The organism is Streptomyces sp. NBC_01454 (genome assembly GCF_036227565.1).
GTDB lineage: Bacteria > Actinomycetota > Actinomycetes > Streptomycetales > Streptomycetaceae > Streptomyces.
In genome coordinates this window covers 999,598-1,020,745 of sequence record NZ_CP109460.1, presented here as the reverse complement: position 1 = coordinate 1,020,745, position 21,148 = coordinate 999,598, and the positions used below count along the sequence as shown (strand labels likewise).

The window sequence follows — 21,148 nt, the reverse complement described above, 5'->3', positions numbered from 1 at the left end:
GGCGGGAGAGGGGAGGGGAGGGGAGGGGAGGGGAGGGGAGGGGAGGGGAGGGGAGATAAGGCGGGAGGGGGATGCACCGAACGCACGACTCACCGGGCACGACCCGACCCGACCCGACACGACAGACGCGACTCGCCGGCCTCGGCGGCGGCACGGCCCACTGAACCGCTACGTACGCGGGAATGCCCGGCAGACCAGCGAGATCAGGGAAAGAGACAGGTCACAAAAGACGCCTGCACGAAGCACCACGAAGCACCGCGAAGGATAGGCAACGCCCACGGAAGGCTTGCGACACCCATCCCCGCGATGCGAGACCCTGCAACGCACATCCCTGGGCTAAGCACATCCCTGGGCTACAAAACCCCGCGTAGCAATTCCTGCGGAACCGAGCCCATGACGAACAACAGGCCCCGCGTCTGCACTGACGTCAGCAACGGCCGCCGCGGCGACACGCGGCAGAGGCCACCCGCACCAGGTCGATATGACCGCGCGTGGTGAGCAGGGCTGAGGTAGACATGCCGATGAACGTAGCCGCGCCCTCGAAGAGAGGTCAATCGTCATCTCGGCTGCCGGACCCTTATTGCCGGAACGTGGCGGCAACATTGCGGAAGGCGCCCGCGGGGCTAGCCGGCGACGAGGACACGCCGCCCAGAGGAAAATGAACGCATGAGCACCGCATTCACCACCCGCACCCTGGAAATCACCACCGGCACGGCCGAGTCCGTCGCCGATCTCACCGCCGACTGCACGGTCTTCCTCCAAGAGGCGGCAGACGGCCGCGACGGCCTGCTGAACATCTTCGTCCCCCACGCAACGGCCGGTATCGCCGTGCTGGAAACCGGCGCCGGCAGCGACGAAGACCTCCTGGCCGCGCTCCACGACCTCCTGCCCGCCGACAACCGCTGGCGCCACCGCCACGGCAGCCCCGGCCACGGCCGCGACCACGTCCTGCCCGCCCTCGTCCCACCCCACGCCACCCTCCCGGTCGTATCGGGCCGAATGGCACTGGGCACCTGGCAGTCGGTCTGCCTGGTCGACACCAACGTCGACAACCCGAACCGCCAGGTGCGGTTGAGTTTCCTCGGCTGGTGAGCGGTGCGAGAACGAGGCGTACGGGCCCTTGCCGGCCGGATGGGACATCTCGCGGAGGTGGTGGCCAAGGGCGGGCGGATTCCATGCGGCTCCGAGGGGGAGGGGGAGGGTGTGCCCTCAGCTCATGGCCGAGGCCGCGCCGTCCACCATCCGCGCTGGTCCGCCAGGTTCTGTGGGCCGGTCGTGGCGGGGCCGAGCGGAGTAGCAGCTGAGGACGGGATCGGGCTGAATGCTGTCCGGCGCGCGGGCAAGAAGAGGCCGCCGCTGGTGCACATGGTCGACTGTGACAACAACCGGGTGCCCGCCGTTTCTCACTCGCGTGCGGGTGAACCACGAAGCTACGCCCTCGTGTCGGCCGAGGCTGGACGATCGCGCCCGTTAGCGTCAGCTCTCGTGCCGTTGAGCTGTGCGTTTGTGAACCTCAAGCCCGGCGTCGGAAAGACGACGAGTGCTGTGTGGCTGGCCCATGCGCTTCATGAGTTGGGACTGTCCCCCCTGCTGGTCGACGGTGACCCAGCCGCTTCCGCGCTGCGCTGGAGCGAGCTGGCCGGTGGCTTTCCGTTTCCGGTGATCGCCCTGCCGGTGGGGGACGTCCACCGTCGCGTGAACGACTTCCTCGGCGACCGGCAGGCCGTCGTGCTCGATGCGCCCCAGCTGGAGGACCATCCCCGGATTGCCCGCAGCATCATGAGGTACGCCGGTGAGTGGATCGTGCCCGTCACTCCCGCTCCCATCGAACTGGACCGGATGGCACCCATCCTCGGTGAGATGGCGGACGTGCAGTCCCTGCGTGCTGAGCCGGCCCGCACAGCGGTCCTGCTCAATCGGACCAACCGTCCCGATGCCACGCGCACCGGGCCCGATGCCGACGCTCGCGAGGCACTTACCGAGCGGGGTTTCGAGGTGCTGGACACCCATATCGCGCGGCTCGACCTGTACGCCCAATCCTTCGGGAACTCGGTCCAGGCCAAGGAGTCGGCGTATATGGACTTCGCGGAGGAATTGATCAAGCGTCAGGAAGAGTCATGAGCCAACGCAGGGAAAACTACCGCGCCGCATTGCGGCGCGAGCAGGACGACGTCTCCGGACCCCGATCCACCAAGGTCACCACGCTGCAGAGCAGGTACATCCGGGTGACCGTCGAGGTGGATCCCGACCTGCAAGGCGATCTGACGCGATGGGTGGTCCGGCCGGTCTCCTCGGTGGCGTTCGTCGGCACGGCCGTCCTGCGTACCCTGGTCGACACCGTCAGCAGGGTGTCTCGGCCCGGAGGCTAGGCCGCTTCGCCCCACCATCGCGCTGCGTTGATGACCAGGTGCCGATTGCTCCCCGGGGCCGTCAGGCAACAGCCCTGCGCCGGGGTCGGTGGGATCATGCCGTTACTGCCCTCGTCCGGTCTGGTTCGCCTGGGCACCGCCGGCGTACAGGATGACTGGTGACGTTGGCTCAGGCATCCCGTGTCCTCGACGCAGCGCGATGGCGTAAGGCCCGCGTGGATCCGGCCGTTGGCCGATTCGGACCACCAACCCTGGGCTCCCAGAGCCGCTGTACCCCCATCACGGGCCGGCCCCGGCCCGCCATGCCCAGCGTCGCCTCAGGGTCACGTCAGTGCGCCCGTCCCCCTCAGGGCCGCCAGGACGACGGGCTCGACCCGCAGCCGGTCGATGTCGCGTTCCCGCACCTGGAGGATCTCCGGACAGCCGACGACGGTGAGTCGACCTGATTGACCGTCAACGGTGCGGCACGGTTGCCGAAGAGTTCCGTGCGGCTCTCCAGCACCACGGTTTCCTCCAGTCGGCATGCCCGCTCCGCACTCAACAGCCGGGGAGGTATGCGCAGGAGCGCGGCAGCTGCCGGGCCGGCGGCCGCCTCGGCGGCGAGCAGTGTACGGACTCAGAACGACACGGTGAGGGCGATGGCGATGACGTTGGCGACGATGTAGCAGCCCGTCGCGATGGCGAAAATGCGGTTGTTGAAGCGCCGCGCCGCCGGTCGGGCCATGGGATCGGTCAACAGTCCCATGACGTAGGTGGTGTTGGCGACACCGATCAGTACGTAGAGCAGGCTCATGAAGTGGATCTCTTCGACCAGCGTCACGTTCAGGAACGTGCCCATCGCCTCGTCGACTGCCCGCAAGTTGAGCATGATCGTGAAGAGCGCGGCACCGAGAATCCCGAGCCGTGCGACCATGGCGACCTCGTCGTCCGTCGACCAGATCAGAAACGAGACCAGGGCGACCAGGAAAGCCACATATACCGGCAGGATCTGCTTGCCGAAGCTCGTGATGTCCTCTCGGGTGAGCTGGAACTTGATCACCAGCTGGGAGTAGCGGCTGCTGCCTCCTTGCTTGAGCCTGGGATCGCCGAAGTTCGTCCTGTAGGGCGCGTCCACGACACCGATCCGGAATTTCGTGATCTTGAAGTCGTCGGGATGGATCCTGGGGCTGTACGTGGAGTTCTTCACATCCGCCCGGTAGACGAACCGTGACTCGTCCAGCTCGTTTTCCTCAACCCGGATCCGGACGACCTGCTTGTCGAACGGAAAGTCCGTCAGGTCGAAGTTCTGCCGGAAGGTCCCGGACACTTTGACCTGCGTCCAGTATTCGTTGTCCACCTTTTCGCTGGAAGGGGCGGTCAGCGTCGTGCTCGTCGCGTTGGTGAACTCGAGACGCTGGACAGCGGCCAGATCCTTGCGTGGGCATACGCTCCACAGCCACAGTTCCGCGTTCACGGTGCGCCTGACCGGATCCACCGCGTAGAGGTCGGTGACGTAAGCCCCGACGCGGCAACTGGGCACGGCCGCAGCGGCGGGCGTAGCGATGATCAGCGTGCTCAGCACCGCAGCGGCGGCTGCGAGCAGAGCGGCCGCTCCCGACCGGAGCCCGGCCGGGAAGCCACGTCGGCCGTCCGCTGGCCCGCCATACGAACGGGGCATACCCGCGAGCCTCCAAGAACACCAGCGGGAGCAGCAGGAACTGTCCCAGGGGAGCGTCTCCACGCGGGACCATAGCCCGGCGGCCGAGGCAAGATCACGATCACAGTGGCTCACCCCCGCAGACCGGCTCAGGATGCACCTGTTCGGCCCATGCCCAGGGCCGCGGCGCGACGCGGCTGCCGACCACGCAGGCGGCATGCTCGTGATCGCCCAGGCAGCGCCCCCGATGTGGACAGGTGGCGGGGCGGTGCGTGCGGATTCGTCTCAGCGACGTTACCGAGCCCGCGCGTCTCATCCAAAGCTCGCTTTTCCCGTATGGCTGGCCGTGATTGCTTCCCCAGATTGAGTAGCCCCCATAAGGCCAATCAGTGGCTTTATGCAGTCTTTCGCTGCGCTATGTGGGCATTCTGAGGGGCGCCGGGATCTTCGAGTCACGAGTCCGGGCAGGCCGGTACGACACGCGCCGCTGGAGAGGAAAACCATGGCCATCGATCAGTCCACCGAGTCCCAGGACAGCGCGCCGCAGAACAGCGTGGTCTACGAGACGCCGCCGCCGGAGCTGGTGGAGCGGGCGGAGCGCGCGCAAGGAACTGGAGGCGCGGGGCGCCACCGTGGAGTTCAAGGCGAAGTGGTGGGGGTTTGAGGTTCACCTCAACCAGGCGGCGGTGGATGCGTACCTCGAGATCAAGACCTCCTCGCGGATTTCCTCGGCGAGGCGCTCAAGGAGCCTCTCTCGTCCCTGGTCACCCTGGCGGCCATGGCGCAGAAGGGTTGGGTCCAGGCGGTGTCGAGGGGGTACGGCTGCAAGTTGGTCTCGCCGTGGATCTCGCCGACGATGCTCATCCCGATCGGCATCAACCCCGCCGAGGACCCCAACCTGTGGTGGACGGTGTTGGCCGTAATGCGAATACCGGTCGCTTCGAGTGGAACGAGGACGCCATGTTCCCCGGCCACACCAGCGGCGCCGGCCCAGCCGTGATCGCCTACCGCGACAAGAAGCGCACGCAAGACCAACTCATGGTCGTCCACCGCGGCTATGGCAAGCGCGCCGCCGGCACCGACAGCGACGAAACGCACGCACGGATCGCCGCCGAGGAAGGCGCCGGCTGAACCACCGGCGCTCCCGCCAACCGACCTTGATCACGGGTCGGCGGGAGCGCCACCTGCGCCGGTCTTCCGGTGACTGTCACCCATCCGGCGGCTCGGGGACCGAGCCGGAGTGCGCCGCCCTTGGTGCGGGGCCCGGGGTGGGCCGGTGCGCACTCCCCGCAGGCAGCTGCGGTGGTCCCGCATCCTGGGCAGGCGGCGCCCGCCGTCGTGCACCCTGCTGCCACGCGTGCTGCCACGCGTGCTGCCTTGTTGCTCACGTCCATCGACAGCACCGCGACGTCCGCGATCGACGGGAACAACAGCTCCTCCAGTCGGAGCACCACCTCTTCCACGGCCTCGAACTGTCAGCCACACCTCATCGGGCACTGATCGTTTTCGGGCAACTTCCCAAGGGTCGCACGACGTTCAGCCGTCACGCCTCCTGTGCACTCCACAGAAGTTGCGCCAGAACCAGGGTTTCGGGCGGCACTTGGTGATCGTTGGTGATCGTCGGCCGTCTGGATGTTCACGGGAATTCCCGTAAACCTCACTATCCCCGCCGACTGACAACTGCCACCCACACGCATCGACAATTGCTGTCCAGAAGTGAAAGAAGCCACGCTCAACGGGACCGGATCCGGCCGTTATGTCGCTGTCGCACATTCTTCCGGTCTCCATTCTCTGGGCACTTGGGGACTCTCGCGGATCCCGATGGGTGCCAGGTCGGGCGTTCTGCTGGTGACGGCGAGATGTCAGCGGATAGAATATCGGGCGCTGCTCGCGATGGCGGTCGGCGAGGTCGGTGGTGGGGGCGAGGGCGCCGTGATGGAGTTGCAAGAACACACAACCCAGGGCCGTCCTGCCCGAGGTCCTGAACGCGCGTTCGCTTTTCCTGGCCTGCGACGCTTACCACTCGTCCGCAATACCCTCAAGCGATCACCACAAAGCGGTCCACGCAACAGCGTGGGCCCTTTTTCTTTTCCGTGGCGTTCGCGCCGGCGTCCGCGTCCGGGGCCATGAAGTGAACGTGCAGCGAGAAACGGGTACTTCGTTTTCCTGACAAGAAAAGTGTGGAGTGTGATGCCATGAAACGAGTCGGCAGAGATTCTCGCCGGTCGGCCTGGAGGCTTGTGGAGCCGCTGGCACGCATAGGGTTATCCGTTCTGTTGCTGGCAGGCGGTGCCGTGGGAGCGACGGCTGGTCCGGCCGCCGCTTCGACCGCCGACGGCACGCTGACGGTTGCGGTGCTGCGTGACTTCTTCGGCACCGGCGTGATCAACGCGACGATGGACGTCCCACAGCGGGGCATGAAGGTGGAGATCTCCGACCCCGCCGGGCACGATGTCACCGGCGTCACGGATGCCACCGGGAAGGTCGTGGTGTCGCGGTCGACCGTGCTGAGCGGCGGCCGCTACCGCGTCGACGTCAGCATCCCGGCACCGTACAGCGACTACTTGCGGGCGGCGCCTGCGTCGACGGCGGAGAACCACTTCAACAGCTTCACGTCGTTCGTGGATGTGTCGGACGAAAAGAACGCCTCGGTGGTGACGGGGGTGTGGGATCCGGCCGACTACACGCTGCCGGACTCACGGTATTTCGTGCCGGTTCAGAATGGCGGCGCTAACGGAACCGACACCCGGGCACTGGTGGCGTTCGGGACGAAGACCCGGGGCACGTGTCCTGCCGGTGTGTCGTGCCCGGACACGCTGGCCACGCAGGCCCAGGTGGGCACGACGTTCGGGTTGGCGTACGACAAGTACCGGAGCCGGCTGTTCCAGAGCGCGTTCGCCCGCCGGTACGCCCCGTACGGGCCGAAGGGCAGTGACGCGATCTATACGGTGCCGGCCAGCGGCTCGGGTGCGCCGGAGTTGTTCGCGCAGGTGCCGGGTGCTGCGGTGACGCCGCACGACACCGCCGACATGAACAGGGATCCCGGGTTCACCGACGCACCGGGCAAGGAGAGCATCGGTGGCCTGACCCTGTCGGAGGACGGCTCCACGCTGTACGCGGTGAACCTGCTGACCCGCAGCCTGGTGAGCTTCGACGCGACAGGGGCCACCGCCTCAGCGCCCGAGGCGACGGTGCGGATCCCGGACCCGGGGTGCGCGAGCACCGGCGACTGGCGGCCGTTCGGTCTCGCCGTCCACAACAACACGCTGTACGTCGGCGGCGTGTGCAACGCAGAGAGCACGCGGCAGCGCGCGGACCTGAAAGCCGTCGTCTACAGCTACGACGGCAAGCGGTTCTCCACGGTGCTGACCCACGCGCTCACCGACAAGCGCGGCACCGTCTTCACGGGTGCCGGTGACGCCGACCAGGCCACCCACTGGAACCCGTGGAACACCACCCTGGACACGTGGGACCAACGAAAGGTGGGCGGCGCCTTCATCGATCCGCAGCCGGAGCTCGCCTCCCTCGCCTTCGGCCGCGACGGTTCGCTGATCCTGGGTTTCCGCGACCGGTTCATGGACGTTCTCAGTGCGAAGGGGCTGGACCCCCGCCCGGGGAACAACACGCCGGAAATGGGCATGTCCGGTGGTGACATCACCATGGCCTGTGCCAGTCCCACCGGTGGATACGAGTGGGAAGGCACCGGAAACTGCCCCCACCACGCCACCCCCGCCAACGATGGCGGCCAGGCCAACGATGTCGTCGAATACTTCCCGGGCGACTTCTTCCGCGGCGGCGTGCACCAGGAGACCGCGCTGGGGTCGGTGGCCTATATCCCGCAGCAGCAGTGGGTCGTCAGCACGGAGTTCGATCCGGCCGTCGACATCGAAGCCGCTGGGACCGGTTACTACGACATCACGACCGGTCAGGGACCGGGCAACGGTCCGGCCGCCAACGCGTACCAGTTCGTCGGTCAGGAACAGAACGGGTTCGGCAAGGCCGGCGGGCTCGGTGACATCGCGTACGCAGCGGCGAACGCGCCGATCCAGATCGGTAACCTCGTGTGGTTCGACGGCGACCACAACGGGATCCAGGACCCGGCGGAAGTGCTGCTGCCGGGGGCGACGATCAACCTGCTGGACGCGGACGGCAAGCAGGTCGCCACGACCAGGACCGATGCCGCCGGCGAGTACTACTTCGGTGGTGTCGGCGCCGCGTACCAGCTCACGCCGGGTGCGAAATACATGGTGCAGTTCGACGTGTGTACCGCGGACACCGGCAAGGTGCCCGGCCGGCCCCCGTCAAGCGAGCTGCGGTTCACCCTCCCGCGAGCCGGTGCCCACCGTGCGCATGACTCCAATGTGACCCCGCCGACCACCGGGCGGTTGTGCAACGGCCACGCGCCTGTCACGGCGCCGGACAAGCCGGGCGGGGTCAATCACACGATCGACGCCGGGGTGTACATCCCGAAGGCAACGCCGACCCCGACGCCGACCCCGACCTCTACGCCGACCTCTACGCCGACCTCGACCCCGACCTCGCCCCCGACCTCGACGCCGAGCCCGAGCCTGACCCCGACCGCGACCTCGACCTCGACCTCGACGCCGAGCCCGACCTCGCCGCCGGCCGCTACGCCGCCGCCACCCGCACCGCCTGCCAACCCGGCCCCGGCCGGTGGGAGCAAGGGCTCGCTGGCGAACACCGGTACGTCCGGGCTGCCAGAGATGATCGCCCTGGTCGGTCTGCTGGTGGGTGCGGGCCTGGTCATCGTGTTCACGAGCCGGAAGCGTCGCGCCCGGAAGCACTGAACGAACCGAACGAACCGAACAACTGTGATCTGCCTGCCCGCGGTCCGGATGGCGCGGTCGGGCAGATCACGTCTCGGCCGGCCCACGAGGGCCGGCCTTGGCGTCGTCCGTCACTGGACCGGCGCGTTCCGCCGTGACCGCACGCCGGCCGAGCAGTGTGGGGATCGAGAGGATGGATGAGAAGAGTGTCAGCGTCGAGCCGCGTGCGGAGCGCGAGAAGCCGGCAAGCTCTACCGGGCCGTGCGGCTGACCGGCGCCGATGGCTACGGCCACGCCGGGCGGCAGTCGTCATCGGCACAGTGGCCGTCGCGGTGGCCGCGGTGGCCGCGTTCCTGGTCGCCGACGGCGGCTCCGGCCCCGGCGGTCCGCGCGCGCTGACTTCGGATGAGGCGAACCGGTTGGCGATCACGCGGTTCCGTAACTACGAGGCGCACGGGCGCGCGGTGACGATCACTGTGCCGGGCACCGCCGGCGGGCTGATCGTCACCGGGTCCGTCGACTACCGAGGCAAGCTCGGATACGGCGTGGTGCACGGCACCGGGCGCGACACATCCAGCGACGGCCTGATCGAGTGGACGGCCACCTCGGTGTTCGTCCACCCGATGGCGCACGCCCCGGCGCACGCACCCGCGTCGCCGCCCCGCTCGGCCTGGTACCGCCGTCCGCTGCTGTCGTCCGGCAGCTCGCTGGACAGTTCGCTGACCATCGCGCTCCGGCTCGGCAGCGACCGACCGGACAACGCCGAACTGCTGCCGCAGAACGGCGCCGCCTGGTGGGGACGAGACCAGGTGGACGGGCATCGGGTGGACGTCATGACGGGGCCGTCCTCCCATGACCGCTCCGGTACGGCGGGCAATGCGCGCTACTGGGTCGGCTCGGACGGCACCATGTACCGGGTCCGCGTCAGCATGGGTTCCGAGCCGCAGCCGGTGGGCATCGATTTCGACACCCACAAGTACGTTCCGGTCAAGCCGGTACCCGGAGTCACCCCGACCCGGTAGCCGCTGTTCAGGACGTCTGCACCCGCGCGTTCACGGCGAGCAGGGACGCGGACGGCAGCGGGATGCCTGCCGTCTTCGGCAGGGCCGGAACGGCCGGGACAGCGGTGGCGCCCGTAGTAGTGGCGTGGGGGAACTGCGGCTGTGGACCCGGCACCGCGACCTCGGTGAACGGGATGCCACCGGGCGCCTTCGGCATCGCCCACCTGCCGGCCGGCGAGGGCGACCGGGCCGGAAGCGGGCAGGACGCGGTTGTCGCGAGCCGCGCGGGCACTGTGGTGCGCAGCTCGTTGCCACGCAGGCAGTTGCCCCGTCCCCGCGTGGCGGTGGGGAACGTCCAGCCGACATCGATGCCGTTGCCGTGGAACGTGTTGTCCACGACCTGGTTGCCCATCGGAGGCAGATCGGCGGTTGCGGTGATCACCAGCCCGGCGTTGCTGTTGTCGGCGATGCGGTTGCGGAGGAACTGGTTGTCGCTGCCGCCGTCGATGCCGATGCCGGTACCCCACCCGCCGTCGGCCTGCTCCGGGGTGGCCCTCTGCTGGTTGGCCGCGATCAGATTGCCCGCGATGAGGGCGCCCCGCTGCGGGAGCAGCTTCTCCTGATGGTCGGAGTCGGTGGTCAGGCCGACCCGGTTGCCGACCAGGCGGTTGCCGACCACGTACATGTCTTTGCTGGCGTTGGTGCCTTCGTAACCGACCGCGTTGAGTTCGGCGATGTTGTCCCGCACCACGATGTGACAGGGCTTGCACTGTCCGACGTAGATCCCGGAGTCGGCCCCGCCTGACGCGTATGAGTGCTCGATGACACCGTTCTGCGCGGAGAACGCGTAGATGCCGTACAGCCCGTTGCGGGTCGCGGTCACGTGGGAGACCAGGAACGACTTCAGGAAGGTGACAGGCTCATCGCCGGTGTCGTAGCCCCCGGAACGCCCCGGTAGCCCGGCGCCCGCCTTCGCCGAACCGGTGACCAGGACCCCGTTCTGCGTGTTGTTCTTCACGGTCAGGTTCTCCACGGCCACCCCGGGCGCGGTGACGAGGATGCCGTTCGGTTGCTGCAACCGCCCGTCGATCACGACCTTGTCCCGGGACTCCCCACGAACAGTGACACGAGGCGTGGAGACCTTCACCGACTCGTGGTACCCGCCCGGCGCGACCAACACCAGGTCACCGGGGTGAGCGAGAGACACCGCAGCCGAGATCGTCGGGGCGTCAGCCGGCACTCTGATCGTCACGTGCGCGCCGGGTGGTCGCCGGCCGTGGTTGGACCCGTCATCGCCGGGCCCGCAGCCCGCCAGTACGCATGTCAGTGTGCTCAGTAACGCGACCATCACGCGAAGACGGAGACGAGGCATGACCTCATCCTGGCATGAAGTCATCCCTGCGCGGAGGTCGATCAACTCGCCTGCGCCAGACGGGATATGGCATTCTCCACGCCGTGAGCCGAGCCGACTCCCATCCATCACGCCGCGCGTTCATCGGTGCCACCGGGGCCGCGGCGACCACCGGGCTCACCGCCGGGTGCGAATCGCCTGCACCTCGGCCAAGCCGGCCTTCTTCCCCCGCGTCACCTGAACGGGTGTCGCCGACCGGCCGCTATCAGGCAGGCATCACGCTCCCGCAACCGGCCCAGCCGAACCTCCTGGCGGTGGTGGCCGACCTCGGCGACGCCGTGGCCATCGGCCCGCTGCTGGCCGAACTCGGCCGGGCCGTTCGCACGCTCACCGCGGGAACCGACCCACGACTGGTGGGCCTGCCGCCGGGCGATCTCACCGTGACGATCGGGGTGGGCCCACGGCTGGTGCGCATGGCCGATCCCGCCCTGCCCGGCGCGGCAGACCTCCCCCGGTTCTCCCGCGAGCAGATCGCCCCGCAGTCACGCGGCGGGGACCTGTTGTTACAGATCTGCGCCGGCGACCCCTTGCCGTTACCGGTCGTCGCTGCCGCGCTTCTGGAGCAGGCCGGTCACCGGATACGTGAGCGCTGGCGGCAGTCCGGACGCCGCGGTCCGAACATCCCTGTGGACAAGGGCATCTCCGCGCCACGAAACCTGCTCGGCTTCATCGACGGCATCGTGGGCCCGCACACGACGGCCGAACACCAACGCCACCTGTGGCTGGCCGGGCCGGCTCCCGTCGGCGGCGGGACGATCGCCGTGGTGCGGCGCATGGAGTTCGACCTGCCGCGGTTCACCGCGCTCTCCGTCGCCGAGCAGGAAGCGGTCTTCGGCCGGCGCAGAGCCACCGGCGTGCCTCTCTCCGGCGGGACCGCAGCCTGGGACCCGAACCTCGGCGCCAAAACACCGGACGGGCGCTACCTCGTCCCGGCCGACGCCCACGTCCGCCGGGCCAACCCCCACGTGGTCGGCGTTGGCCGAGTGTCTGGAGACCAGTGCTTCGCGGCCGGATGGCACGCGGCATCTTCGGTACGTGCCCAAGCTTCGCTTCGACGAAGACCTTTAATCCGGTGTCCGAAATGTTAAGTCCCCCTACAGTGAAGCCCGATGACACTCCTACATGCTCATGACTACGGGGGCGATGGCCCTCAACTGGTACTTCTGCACGGTTACGCACGATCGCTCACCGACTGGGACGCCTCGGCCGCTCTGCTCACCGCCGGGCATCGTGTGCTCGCCGTTGACCTTCCCGGGCACGGCCGCTCTCCCGGTATCTCCCCCTGGACCATCCCCACCGTGGTGCGGAGCCTCGCGGACACGCTCGACGCACATGGCGTGCCGGAGGCCGTTGTGGTGGGCCATTCTCTCGGCGGGCTGGTCGCGGTCGAGTACGCCCGGGCGAACCCGCACCGGGCCCGTGCACGTGCCGCCGTGAATCTCGACGGCTTCTGGTGGGGACGTGAGTACCCCGGTGCTGAACGGGTGAGTGAGGGGCTGCTGGCGTCGGCCGGGGCCATCGCGCCACCCGAGTACATCGAAGGGCAGGTCATCAACTCCGCCCGGTTCGGGATTCCCGCCGACCGTGCGGAGGCCGCTGCCCGCGCGGCGGCACGCCCGTTGCCCGACGGCAGATGGCAGACGCTCCCGGAACGGGCGGCGGCGCTGGAGATCCTCGACGAACTCCACAGGCTCGGCGCGCTCGGTGTCACCACATGGCTGGACGGGGTCGACTGCCCGCTGCTGCTGGTACAGGCCGGCCGTCGGCTACCGCCTGCGCCCGGCATGGAGTGGTTCGACGAGTTCAGCGCCCGGTTCGCAAGCGGGGTCTCCGACGAGCTGGCTGCGCTGTCCCGCACCCAGCCGACGATCAACATCAACCGGATTGACGCCACCCACCCCATGATCCTGGAGACTCCGGAAGGGGTGGCGACGTTGGTCGCCGGGTTTGTTCGAGGGCTGCCCGAGTGAACAATCCTGCATAGCTGACGAGCCCGCATTCGCCGTTCTTCCCGCCGCGCGAATGCGTGCTCGGCAAAGCCCCGTTGATCTGTGCGCACAGATCAACGGGGCTTTCGCCCGTGAACTCGTGGTCATCGGGCGGAGGTTCAGCGGACCGTGGATGGCGACCGCTTGCGGAAGCGTCGAGGTGGGCCTGCGGAGGCTGAGGGGCCCGCCGCGGTCAGAGTGCCGGGCCGCGCAATGCCTTTTCGTGCTGCATGCGGGTGAGGCGATGCACGAAGAGGATGGCGAGGGCGGCGGCTGCGATGTTGAAGGCATCGCTTGCCATGAGGCCGGCGATTGCTCCCTTGATTTCGTCCGCCGTCCTGGCCCTGCTGTACCGCTGGCTGGCGAGCCGTCCGAAGATGAGGTTCAGGAGCCATAGTGACCACCACCCGTTGAGCAGTGCCCTGGAGCGGGAGGGCACGTCGGCGCTGGCATTCCAGATGTCGGTGGCGATCCGCCGGGGGAACCACAGGTTGACCACCGGTACGAACCAGCCCCAGATCGCCCAGGCGCGCCTCTTCGCGTGGTACTCGGGGGCGAAGACCTCGGCGTTGACACGGGTGCGGTGGAACCAGATGACGAAGACCGCAGCGGTCGCGAGGGTGGCCACGAGCTGCACGATCCCGGACGCCCCGTACAGCGAGTCTGCCTGGTCGATCTCCTGCGAGTGGGACAGGCGTGGGGGCAGGGCGACCTCAGTCGAGGATGTGCCGCAGGTAGGACTGGGGGTTGCCGAGGTAGCGGCGCCAGTGGTCGACCAGGGCGAGTTCATTCCAGGCCGCTCGACGCAGGCCGTGTTCGCCGATCTCGACGATGTCCGCGCCCGGCAGCGCGGTCAGGAGTGGAGAGTGGGTGGCGCAGATGACCTGACCGCCGTTCTTCACCAACTGGTCGATGTGGCCGAGTAGTTCGAGGCAGGACGCGAATGACAGGGCTGCTTCCGGCTCGTCCATCACATACAACCCGGGCTGGAGGAACTTCCGCCGAAACGCCTCCAGGAAACCTTCGCCATGGCTGACGTAATCCGGCGCGAACCCTTCCCGCTCCAGCGCGTTCAGTGCCGTTTCGGCGCGCAGGAAGAAACCCTTGCGGGCCGACCAGCTGCTCAGCATGCGCCGACCGCGCGGCGCCGCGTCGAAGCGGATCCGTTCCCCGAGCACTGATTTGGTGCGGTGGCTCGCGTAGCGCCAGTCGTGGGAGCCGCCCCAGGGATCCAGGCCGAAGCCTTCGGCGAGGGCCTCGATCAGAGTCGATTTGCCCGAGCCGTTCTCGCCGACCAGGAACGTCACCGGTGCGGTGAAGCGCAGCCCGTTCGCCAGGAGCGCGCGTACGCAGGGCACGGACCAGGGCCACTCGCCTTCGTCGTGGGCAGCCGTGTATGCGTACGCACGTTCGATAATCATCTGGCGAGTCTCGCACACGGGGCCGGTGGCGAGGGGCGTCTGTGCGTCGATGCGCGACGAAAACGCGGTCACTCGCACGTGGCGGCGGCAGGGGTCGCCTCAGTGGCGGCCGTGTGCGGAGTCGGCGGCCCCTCCGAAGAGCCGGCCTACGGCCCGGAAAGGCAGGGTGACGACGGTGGCGATGGCGCCACCGATGGCCCGGAAAACGTCTGCGATCGCGCTCAGCATGGGCGGACCTCCGTCCTGACTGCCCGGTGGCCGGAAGGGGCTCGGGAGCCCCGGGAGACTCGCCTGGCAGTGATGCGAACAGTCCCGCCTCACTATAGGCGGGTATCCCCAATGTCGGCATTTCAGGGGAAGCGGAGGCTGGGGAGCCGGGCAGGCGACCGACGTCATCGGTCGACGTCGCCCGGTGCCGTGGTCGGGAGCAGTGAGCCCAGCGGTCCGAGATCCAGGTTGAGGTCGCTCATGGTGAGTCCATAGCGGCCGCAGAGTTCCGACATCCGGTCCTCGAGAATCATCAGCGTCATACCGATGCGTTCTTCCTGCTCCTCGGTCAGGTCGCCGTGGTCGGTGCGGTGCAATGCGGTGCGCTCCATGAGCTGCCGCAAGAGCTCGACGATGGTCAGCACCAACTTGATGAGATCTCGCTCGACGGTCTCCGGGTCGGTCTCCAGCCGCCGCGCCACGTCGTTGCCCGACGTCCGGTCGTTCGTCCCCGCCGGCACCAGATCGAACGCCCGGGCCGCGGCCTGGGCGACCTCCGCGAAGGCCGGGTTGGGGGCATGAGCGTGGTCTTCCGACACGGGCACACTCCTCCTCGTAGGGTGAACTGCCGCTCTGGGCAACGACGTTGAGGGGTTCCTTCACCACGGTGCCGGGTCGTCGGGCGTGATCGAGTGAATGACCGCGCGCAGATTGATCCGGACCAGGTCCACATCGGCGACCGACAGGACGAGATCGCCGGTGAGGACCGCGCCACCGTTCAGCAGGCGATCGAGGAGGTCGATCAGGGCGACCTGACGCCCGGCGAGCGACTCCTCCTCGGACAGATCGGTGATGCCGAGGTCGCCAGGGACGCCGGGGAGCCCGCCGCTGTTCGTCGAAGCCTGGTCGTGTCTCATGTGCCGGCGCCCGCCGTGGGGGGTGTGGCGAAGGAATACGGTGCCCACGGGCCGGTGATCTCGACCTGTACGCCGGGCACCTCGTCGGCCAGCCCTGCCAGCGCCTGGCGGAACTGATCTATCCGCTCGACGGGTACCAGGTAGGCCTCGTTGGAGATGTTCTCACCCGGGCCCGAAGCCAGCTCACCCTGCTGCGGACGGTGCGCCACCCTGGCCCGGGCGAGTGCGGCCACTCGGTCCGGTACGGCGCCCGCGACCGCCCCCGCCGCACGGTACGCGTCGCGGTGATGGCGCCGCTGCGCCCGGCGTTGCTGTAGGTACGCGCGGCCGGAGCCGGCCGGCGCGGAGGCGGGGGCGGGTGCGGGTGGCGCTGCGGCGGCCTCGCGCGGGTCGGCGTAGACCTTGACCCCCAGCTCGATGTGCCCGTCGAGCCAGGCCAGCAGGTCGCCGAAGTCCGTACGGCGCTCGTGAAGCATCGACCGGACCCGGGCGTCGTCCAGATATACCGTGGCCAGCCGCATGGGGAGCGCCGCTGTGGTGGCGTACGCGGCTTCGATCACCGCGTGATGGGTACGGGCGACGGCCTCCAGCTCGGACAGGTCCTCCAGCCGTGCCCGCATGCCCTCCTCGCTGTATGCGCCGGCGGGCACGGAGGACACGAGGGCGGTCAGCTCGCCACAGCTGACGGTCCGGAGCGGCCCGCCCTCCAACCCGGTGAGGTGCGGGGCCGTCGTCTCGAGTTCCGAGCCTGCGCGGCTGATGGCGTAGACATACGAGACCGTGGTGGCGGGGTTCGTGGCGCCGGGGTCCGTCGGAGTGTCCGGACCGCCGAGGGGAGGAGCGGCGTCCGTTCCGATGGGCCGGGAGTCGGTGTTCACCGTTCCTCCTCCTCATGCTCCTCGTGATCCTCATGCTGGTGCGCCGTCTGCGGTGTTCCGTCGCCCTGGGAACTCTTCGGCAGGCCGACGGCGGCGCGTAGTTCGGCGAGCTCGGCGCGCAGCCGGGCGTTCTCCTCGGCCAGGCGGTCGTCGCCCGCCGGCGGAGCGGCTGCGGGCGCGACCTGCCCGGGGGAGTGGGCGCGGGACGAGAGCGAGGGATCGTGCTCCCACCAGTCGATGCCCATCTCCTTGGCCTTGTCGACGGAGGCGACGAGCAACCGCAGTTTGATGGTCAGCAGCTCGATGTCGAGCAGGTTGATCTGAATGTCGCCCGCGATGACGACGCCCTTGTCGAGGACGCGTTCGAGAATGTCGGCCAGGTTGGCGGACGACCCTTGCCCGTTGTACGGGGACACCCCGGAGGACGGCCCCATACGGCCGGCGAGTGAATCGGACACGTGATCAGCCTCGTCTGTGCGTCAAGGACAGGGGATAGGGGGCAGGTGGGGCAGGTGGGGCAGGTGGGCAGGTTTATTGACGGGTGGCCGCGACGGGGCGGCGCCGTGTGCGACGGGCGGTCGGGGCGTCCTCGTCGTCTTCCTCGCCTATCTCGCCTTCCTCGTCCGCTTCCTCCTCTGCGAGGTCTGCTTCTGGCTCGTCGTCTGCTTCGGCCTCCTCGTCGGCCTCGTCCCGGACGTCGTCCTCGTACGCCTCGTCGCCCCGCACGTCGTCCGCGTCCGCGATGGCGTCATCGGGGTCGCCCTCGAACTCGTCCTCGGCGGAGGACTCGTCCTCGCCGGCCTGCTCTTCGTCCTCCACGGCATCGGCGTGCTCGACGACGACCTTGCCGTCCCGGATTTCGCCCCGCCAGCCGTCGGTCGCCTCGCCGCGCATCATGAGGAACTTGCGGTAGAGCTTGAGGTCGAGGCGGGCGCGACGGCCCTGGGCGCGCCAGATGTTGCCCGTCTTCTCGAAGAGGCCCTTGGGGAAGTACTCGAGAACCAGCAGCACTCGCGTCAGGTCTTCGGTGAGGGGGTGGAAGGTCACCACGCCCTTGACCGTTCCCTTGGCGCCCTCGGTGGTCCAGGTGATGCGCTCGTCGGGCACTTGCTCGGTGACGTTCGCGCGCCAACTGCGCGTGGACTTGGCGACCTTCACCTTCCAGTTACTGGTGGTGTCGTCGGACTTCTCGACACTGACGACACCCTTGGCGAAGGTGCTGAATTCCTGGAACTGTGTCCACTGGTCGTATGCCTCACGGACCGGCACACCCACGTCGATGTCCTCGACGATCGTCACGCTCTTGGACTTGCCGCCCCCGCTCTCGCGGCCCTTGCCGAACAAGCCCTTGACCTTGTCCTTGACCTTGCCCTTGACGGTGTCCTTGAGGTGCGAGGCACCGGCAGTCAGTGCGGCCTGCGCCGGTGAGCTGCCCTCGCCGAGCGCCTTGCCGCCCTTGGCGAGGCTGCTGACCAGCGAGCCCGCACCCTGGCCGGGCTCGCCGAGTCGGGCGACGCTTTCGCCCAGTCGGTGGCCGAGGCTGGTGACGGCGTGCTGCGCCCGGGCCTGGAGGTACTTCTGGAATTCCTCCTTGAGATCTTCCGCGGCCGGGCTCTTCACCACGTCGTTCTTCACCTTGCTGAACGCGGACTCAGTCATCGCGGCCTCCCCGGTCAGCCGTGCTGCGTGCCGTCCCCGCGGCCTTCTTCCGAGTGCCGGTGGTGGCCTTTCGCGCGCCCGAAGCGGTCTTTCCCGCCCGGTGAGTCGCCTTGCCCGTGGCGGACGTGCCGGACGTGGCTGCCTTGGCCGACCTGCTCGACGTGGCCGCCTTGGCGGACTTGGCTCGTTGGGATGTCTTTGCTGCCGATGTCTTCGCCGATGACTTGCTCGCGGCGGGCTTGCTCGACCGTGCGGACGAGGTGGCCGCCCTCTTGCCCGAGGGCGCCGGCTGCTCGTCCTCGGAGTCCGGGTGTTCGGCGTTCTCCGGCTCGTCCGCCGACTCCGCGCCGCGGCCGGTGTCGCTGCCCGCATCGCTGAGTTCCAGGGTCCGCTCGTGCAGGGAGTCGGTGAGAGCGGACATGCGCTGGGTGAGCGCGGAGGTGGCCGCCGACTTCGTGGCGTCCACGAGCTCGCTGCGTACCTGGTCGTTGAGGGGACCGAGCACCGGTGAATTGGCCACCAGCTTGCCCAGTTGCCTCGGATCCAGGTTCAGCCGCTTGCCGGCGAGGTACATGCCCAGGCCGATGGCCAGTTTGGCTTTCTTCGTGCGTCCCAGGACGTAGCCCCCTACGAGGGCCACCCCTATCTTGACGTTGCTCATCATCTCTCGTACACCTCGTTCTCCTCGTGATCAGGAGTCGGTACGCAGCCGCTGCTGGTTGGCCTCCAGCCATTCCAGGCGGTCCAGAAGGTCGTCCTCCCGCCGGTCGAACTCCTCGGGCGTGATGCTTTCGTCGAGCAACTGCCGCTCCAGCTGCCGTAGTTCCTCGCGTACGGGCTCCGGGTCGTAGTACTCGCGCTCCGCGGTCAGCAGTACCTGGTCGAGTACCCAGACGGTGCCCCGCACCGGGGCCAGCGGCAGGGTCAGGATGTTCGTGATGAGGCCCATGGCGTGTCTCCGCTCGGCGTGCTCGGCCGGGGTCAGACGAAGCTGTAGGGCGGCAGCGGGCCGTTCAGGTGGAACGTGTAGGCCTCGCCGCGCTGTTCGGCCTCCTGGTGGACGGCCTCGGAGAACGCTCCGGTCTTCTCACGCTTCACCAGGAACGACACGTTCAGGAAGTGCGTCTTGGTCGGCTCGGCGACCGCCGTGCGTTCCGCCGCCGGCGTCAGGCGGGCCACCAGCTCGGTGCCCATACGGTCCTGCCGGGCCTGGACCTCCTGGGCGACCAGTTCGCCGAGCGCCAGCCGGTCGTCGTGCGCGGCGGGATTGTCCCGGGTGCGCTCGTTGAGCCGCCGTACGTCGGCGGATTCCGCCACGACTTCCCGCAGCAGGTCGTCCTCGTCGCGGGCGACCTTGAGGTTGTACTCCAGGCAGCCGGCGATCTCCTTGAGGCGCTCGGCGTAGGTGTCCCGCTGCTCCTCCAGGATGGTCGCGACCTGGGCGTCATCGGGCCCGACCAGGCCGAACCGCATCGGCAGCGCGGGACCGTCGGCGAGCAGACGCTCCTGCACGCTCTGGTGGGCGACCAGATCCCTGCGCTTGGCCCGCAGATCCGCCGGCGCATCGCTGACCACCGCGCTGAGCTGCTCGGTCCGGACGGTGCGCAGCTCCGCTGCGGGGTCGCCGACCCCGGGGATGCCGTCCAGACGGAGCGGATGGCCGGCGTCGGTGATGGCGTAGACGTAGGTCGGCATGGTCACTCCTCCCGGCGGTGAGCCGTGCGGCGCTTGCTGGACGCGGAAGACTTACGCGCGGGGCGCTCCTCTTCCTCCTGCTCGGGTTCCTCGCGACCCTTCTGGAAGGAATCGCTGAAGGCCTCGATGGCGCCGGTCAGTGCGCCTTTCGATTTGCCTTTGGCGCCGTCCTCGGTCACTTCACCCACGAGATCGGTGAGTTGGCTGGGCGCCTTGCGGCCCGATTCCAGATCCAGTCGATTGCACGCCTCGGCGAAACGCAGATAGGTGTCCACGCTCGCGACGACGACACGTACATCGATCTTGAGTATCTCGATACCGACGAGGGACACGCGGACGAAGGCGTCGATGACGAGCCCCCGGTCGAGTATCAGCTCAAGAACATCGTAGAGATTCCCTGAGCCGCTGCCACTGCTGCTGTTCGGTGCGTTTGATTGCTGAACGACAGACACAGTTGATCTTCCCTTCCAGTGTGCTGGAGCGGGTCATGGAACGTTTGCTATTTCTGTGGAGCCTTTTCCCGTACCGGTTACCGGTCGATCTGGCCCCTGGCATAACGGCGAGTCCGCTCGTATCCCATGAGTTCACCCAGGTGATCCAGGTGAACCCGGTAGGAAGCCATGACGCTCGCGGTGTCCGGTATCCGTGGGATCTCCACTATTTCCACGTCCGCCGACCAACCGTCGTCAGTGCCTCGGAGTGCGGATACCGAGCCGGGCTCGCATTGGAGCATCTGGGCGAGTTGCGCAGCTGCGTGACGCATCGCTGCGGGGGCGCCGATACGCTTCGGCCCACTCGTTCCTTCCGTGCTCTCCGTTGTCGCCATGATCCCGTCCGTTGTACGTCGTGTGGTCTCGTTCGTACGCCGTGTGGTTTCGCTGAAGACCCCTGTGCGATGGGGAGTTTCGGCGGTAGAACACCGCCTGCCCCTCGGCGTCGAACGTATGCGTGGCGGCGGTTGCGCCGCCTCCGTCCGCCGGCGCATCCCGGTGGGCGGCGCAGCACGGTGAGCGCGGAACGCGCCATTCCCCGGCGGGACGGCGCTTTCCTGTAACCCGGCTTGTTGTTCGCCGGTCCCGGTCAGTCCCTACCGTCCCGAGAACAACATGGGTCGACAGTGAACGATCTTCAACGGCGAGGTTATTGACGCTGAATCAGTTGCGGCAGGTGTCGGCATAC

Annotated in this window: 25 protein-coding genes; 9 read left to right on the top strand and 16 right to left on the bottom strand. The window is 68.2% G+C overall.

Going from position 1 to position 21,148, the window contains the following annotated elements:
• Positions 1–427: 427 nt before the first annotated feature.
• Positions 428–517, bottom strand: coding sequence for a putative leader peptide (locus tag OIU81_RS42240; protein WP_362608349.1), 90 nt, complete (start codon positions 515–517; stop codon positions 428–430).
• A gap of 149 nt (positions 518–666) precedes the next feature.
• On the opposite strand from OIU81_RS42240, the gene OIU81_RS04420 reads away from it, so the two are divergent.
• From OIU81_RS04420 to OIU81_RS04410, 3 genes are all read left to right on the top strand, one after another.
• Positions 667–1,092 (top strand): secondary thiamine-phosphate synthase enzyme YjbQ, encoded by a 426-nt coding sequence (locus OIU81_RS04420; RefSeq protein WP_329144023.1) that lies wholly within the window; start codon positions 667–669, stop codon positions 1,090–1,092.
• 414 nt (positions 1,093–1,506) lie between these two features.
• Positions 1,507–2,121: a ParA family protein gene (locus OIU81_RS04415; protein ID WP_329144021.1), complete on the top strand. Its 615-nt coding sequence runs from the start codon at positions 1,507–1,509 to the stop codon at positions 2,119–2,121.
• Complete coding sequence (locus OIU81_RS04410; protein WP_329144019.1) at positions 2,118–2,369, top strand: hypothetical protein; 252 nt, start codon at positions 2,118–2,120, stop codon at positions 2,367–2,369. The genes OIU81_RS04415 and OIU81_RS04410 overlap by 4 nt, the downstream gene beginning before the upstream one ends.
• 616 nt (positions 2,370–2,985) lie before the next feature.
• On the opposite strand, the gene OIU81_RS04405 is transcribed toward OIU81_RS04410, so the two are convergent.
• Entirely contained in the window at positions 2,986–3,930 is a 945-nt protein-coding gene (locus OIU81_RS04405) for a hypothetical protein (protein ID WP_329330894.1), read from the bottom strand.
• 577 nt (positions 3,931–4,507) lie between these two features.
• Between OIU81_RS04405 and OIU81_RS04400 the strand changes: the two genes are divergently transcribed.
• From OIU81_RS04400 to OIU81_RS04385, 4 genes are all read left to right on the top strand, one after another.
• On the top strand, positions 4,508–4,669 hold the full coding sequence (locus OIU81_RS04400; protein ID WP_329144015.1) for a hypothetical protein: 162 nt from the start codon (positions 4,508–4,510) through the stop codon (positions 4,667–4,669).
• A 176-nt stretch (positions 4,670–4,845) separates the two neighbouring features.
• Positions 4,846–5,136 carry a hypothetical protein gene (locus OIU81_RS04395; RefSeq protein WP_329330892.1) on the top strand — a complete coding sequence of 97 codons (291 nt, stop codon included), beginning with the start codon at positions 4,846–4,848 and terminating at the stop codon, positions 5,134–5,136.
• Between the two features lie 1,163 nt (positions 5,137–6,299).
• Positions 6,300–8,813, top strand: coding sequence for an SdrD B-like domain-containing protein (locus tag OIU81_RS04390; protein WP_329144011.1), 2,514 nt, complete (start codon positions 6,300–6,302; stop codon positions 8,811–8,813).
• A 320-nt stretch (positions 8,814–9,133) separates the two neighbouring features.
• Positions 9,134–9,814: a hypothetical protein gene (locus OIU81_RS04385; RefSeq protein ID WP_329154884.1), complete on the top strand. Its 681-nt coding sequence runs from the start codon at positions 9,134–9,136 to the stop codon at positions 9,812–9,814.
• 7 nt (positions 9,815–9,821) lie between these two features.
• On the opposite strand, the gene OIU81_RS04380 is transcribed toward OIU81_RS04385, so the two are convergent.
• Complete coding sequence (locus OIU81_RS04380; RefSeq protein ID WP_329154882.1) at positions 9,822–11,033, bottom strand: right-handed parallel beta-helix repeat-containing protein; 1,212 nt, start codon at positions 11,031–11,033, stop codon at positions 9,822–9,824.
• Between the two features lie 215 nt (positions 11,034–11,248).
• Between OIU81_RS04380 and OIU81_RS04375 the strand changes: the two genes are divergently transcribed.
• Together OIU81_RS04375 and OIU81_RS04370 are read left to right on the top strand one after the other, a co-directional pair.
• Positions 11,249–12,292: a Dyp-type peroxidase gene (locus OIU81_RS04375; protein WP_329144009.1), complete on the top strand. Its 1,044-nt coding sequence runs from the start codon at positions 11,249–11,251 to the stop codon at positions 12,290–12,292.
• A 21-nt stretch (positions 12,293–12,313) separates the two neighbouring features.
• A complete protein-coding gene (locus OIU81_RS04370; protein ID WP_329144007.1) occupies positions 12,314–13,174 on the top strand; it encodes an alpha/beta fold hydrolase in 861 nt (286 codons plus the stop codon).
• Positions 13,175–13,385: 211 nt separating this feature from the next.
• On the opposite strand, the gene OIU81_RS04365 is transcribed toward OIU81_RS04370, so the two are convergent.
• The 13 genes from OIU81_RS04365 to OIU81_RS04305 form a co-directional block, all read right to left on the bottom strand.
• Entirely contained in the window at positions 13,386–13,982 is a 597-nt protein-coding gene (locus OIU81_RS04365) for a DUF4328 domain-containing protein (RefSeq protein ID WP_329144005.1), read from the bottom strand.
• Positions 13,906–14,613, bottom strand: coding sequence for an AAA family ATPase (locus tag OIU81_RS04360; RefSeq protein ID WP_329144003.1), 708 nt, complete (start codon positions 14,611–14,613; stop codon positions 13,906–13,908). The genes OIU81_RS04365 and OIU81_RS04360 overlap by 77 nt, the downstream gene beginning before the upstream one ends.
• Before the next feature lie 99 nt (positions 14,614–14,712).
• On the bottom strand, positions 14,713–14,841 hold the full coding sequence (locus OIU81_RS04355) for an LPFR motif small protein (protein ID WP_329144001.1): 129 nt from the start codon (positions 14,839–14,841) through the stop codon (positions 14,713–14,715).
• Positions 14,842–15,005: 164 nt separating this feature from the next.
• On the bottom strand, positions 15,006–15,419 hold the full coding sequence (locus OIU81_RS04350; RefSeq protein ID WP_329144000.1) for a gas vesicle protein K: 414 nt from the start codon (positions 15,417–15,419) through the stop codon (positions 15,006–15,008).
• 60 nt (positions 15,420–15,479) lie between these two features.
• Positions 15,480–15,737 carry a gas vesicle protein gene (locus tag OIU81_RS04345; RefSeq protein ID WP_443073926.1) on the bottom strand — a complete coding sequence of 86 codons (258 nt, stop codon included), beginning with the start codon at positions 15,735–15,737 and terminating at the stop codon, positions 15,480–15,482.
• Positions 15,734–16,615, bottom strand: coding sequence for a GvpL/GvpF family gas vesicle protein (locus OIU81_RS04340; RefSeq protein WP_329143998.1), 882 nt, complete (start codon positions 16,613–16,615; stop codon positions 15,734–15,736). Before OIU81_RS04340 ends, OIU81_RS04345 begins: the two co-directional genes overlap by 4 nt.
• Entirely contained in the window at positions 16,612–17,073 is a 462-nt protein-coding gene (gene gvpJ / locus OIU81_RS04335; protein ID WP_443073925.1) for a gas vesicle protein GvpJ, read from the bottom strand. Before gvpJ ends, OIU81_RS04340 begins: the two co-directional genes overlap by 4 nt.
• 73 nt (positions 17,074–17,146) lie before the next feature.
• The gene (locus OIU81_RS04330) at positions 17,147–18,274 is read right to left on the bottom strand and encodes an SRPBCC family protein (RefSeq protein WP_329143996.1); all 1,128 of its coding nucleotides are present in this window, start codon (positions 18,272–18,274) and stop codon (positions 17,147–17,149) included.
• Positions 18,267–18,938: a hypothetical protein gene (locus OIU81_RS04325; protein ID WP_329143994.1), complete on the bottom strand. Its 672-nt coding sequence runs from the start codon at positions 18,936–18,938 to the stop codon at positions 18,267–18,269. The genes OIU81_RS04330 and OIU81_RS04325 overlap by 8 nt, the downstream gene beginning before the upstream one ends.
• Before the next feature lie 27 nt (positions 18,939–18,965).
• Positions 18,966–19,223, bottom strand: a complete 258-nt coding sequence (locus OIU81_RS04320; protein ID WP_329143992.1) for a gas vesicle protein GvpG — start codon at positions 19,221–19,223, stop codon at positions 18,966–18,968.
• Positions 19,224–19,255: 32 nt separating this feature from the next.
• Positions 19,256–19,969 (bottom strand): GvpL/GvpF family gas vesicle protein, encoded by a 714-nt coding sequence (locus tag OIU81_RS04315; protein ID WP_329143990.1) that lies wholly within the window; start codon positions 19,967–19,969, stop codon positions 19,256–19,258.
• 2 nt (positions 19,970–19,971) lie between these two features.
• The gene (locus OIU81_RS04310; RefSeq protein WP_329143988.1) at positions 19,972–20,421 is read right to left on the bottom strand and encodes a gas vesicle structural protein GvpA; all 450 of its coding nucleotides are present in this window, start codon (positions 20,419–20,421) and stop codon (positions 19,972–19,974) included.
• A 77-nt stretch (positions 20,422–20,498) separates the two neighbouring features.
• Complete coding sequence (locus OIU81_RS04305; RefSeq protein WP_329143986.1) at positions 20,499–20,795, bottom strand: gas vesicle protein GvpO; 297 nt, start codon at positions 20,793–20,795, stop codon at positions 20,499–20,501.
• Positions 20,796–21,148: the final 353 nt, after the last annotated feature.

What these genes read in the sequence shown, in the direction of transcription:
- OIU81_RS42240 (WP_362608349.1), bottom strand. Translation starts at nt 517, where the DNA reads ATGTCTACCTCAGCCCTGCTCACCACGCGCGGTCATATCGACCTGGTG.
- OIU81_RS04355 (WP_329144001.1), bottom strand. Translation starts at nt 14,841, where the DNA reads ATGCTGAGCGCGATCGCAGACGTTTTCCGGGCCATCGGTGGCGCCATC.
- OIU81_RS04315 (WP_329143990.1), bottom strand. Translation starts at nt 19,969, where the DNA reads ATGCCGACCTACGTCTACGCCATCACCGACGCCGGCCATCCGCTCCGT.
- OIU81_RS04345 (WP_443073926.1), bottom strand. Translation starts at nt 15,737, where the DNA reads ATGAGACACGACCAGGCTTCGACGAACAGCGGCGGGCTCCCCGGCGTC.
- OIU81_RS04410 (WP_329144019.1), top strand. Translation starts at nt 2,118, where the DNA reads ATGAGCCAACGCAGGGAAAACTACCGCGCCGCATTGCGGCGCGAGCAG.
- OIU81_RS04305 (WP_329143986.1), bottom strand. Translation starts at nt 20,795, where the DNA reads ATGGCGACAACGGAGAGCACGGAAGGAACGAGTGGGCCGAAGCGTATC.
- OIU81_RS04320 (WP_329143992.1), bottom strand. Translation starts at nt 19,223, where the DNA reads ATGGGCCTCATCACGAACATCCTGACCCTGCCGCTGGCCCCGGTGCGG.
- OIU81_RS04400 (WP_329144015.1), top strand. Translation starts at nt 4,508, where the DNA reads ATGGCCATCGATCAGTCCACCGAGTCCCAGGACAGCGCGCCGCAGAAC.
- OIU81_RS04360 (WP_329144003.1), bottom strand. Translation starts at nt 14,613, where the DNA reads ATGATTATCGAACGTGCGTACGCATACACGGCTGCCCACGACGAAGGC.
- OIU81_RS04330 (WP_329143996.1), bottom strand. Translation starts at nt 18,274, where the DNA reads ATGACTGAGTCCGCGTTCAGCAAGGTGAAGAACGACGTGGTGAAGAGC.
- OIU81_RS04420 (WP_329144023.1), top strand. Translation starts at nt 667, where the DNA reads ATGAGCACCGCATTCACCACCCGCACCCTGGAAATCACCACCGGCACG.
- OIU81_RS04365 (WP_329144005.1), bottom strand. Translation starts at nt 13,982, where the DNA reads ATGAACTCGCCCTGGTCGACCACTGGCGCCGCTACCTCGGCAACCCCC.
- OIU81_RS04325 (WP_329143994.1), bottom strand. Translation starts at nt 18,938, where the DNA reads ATGATGAGCAACGTCAAGATAGGGGTGGCCCTCGTAGGGGGCTACGTC.
- OIU81_RS04370 (WP_329144007.1), top strand. Translation starts at nt 12,314, where the DNA reads ATGACACTCCTACATGCTCATGACTACGGGGGCGATGGCCCTCAACTG.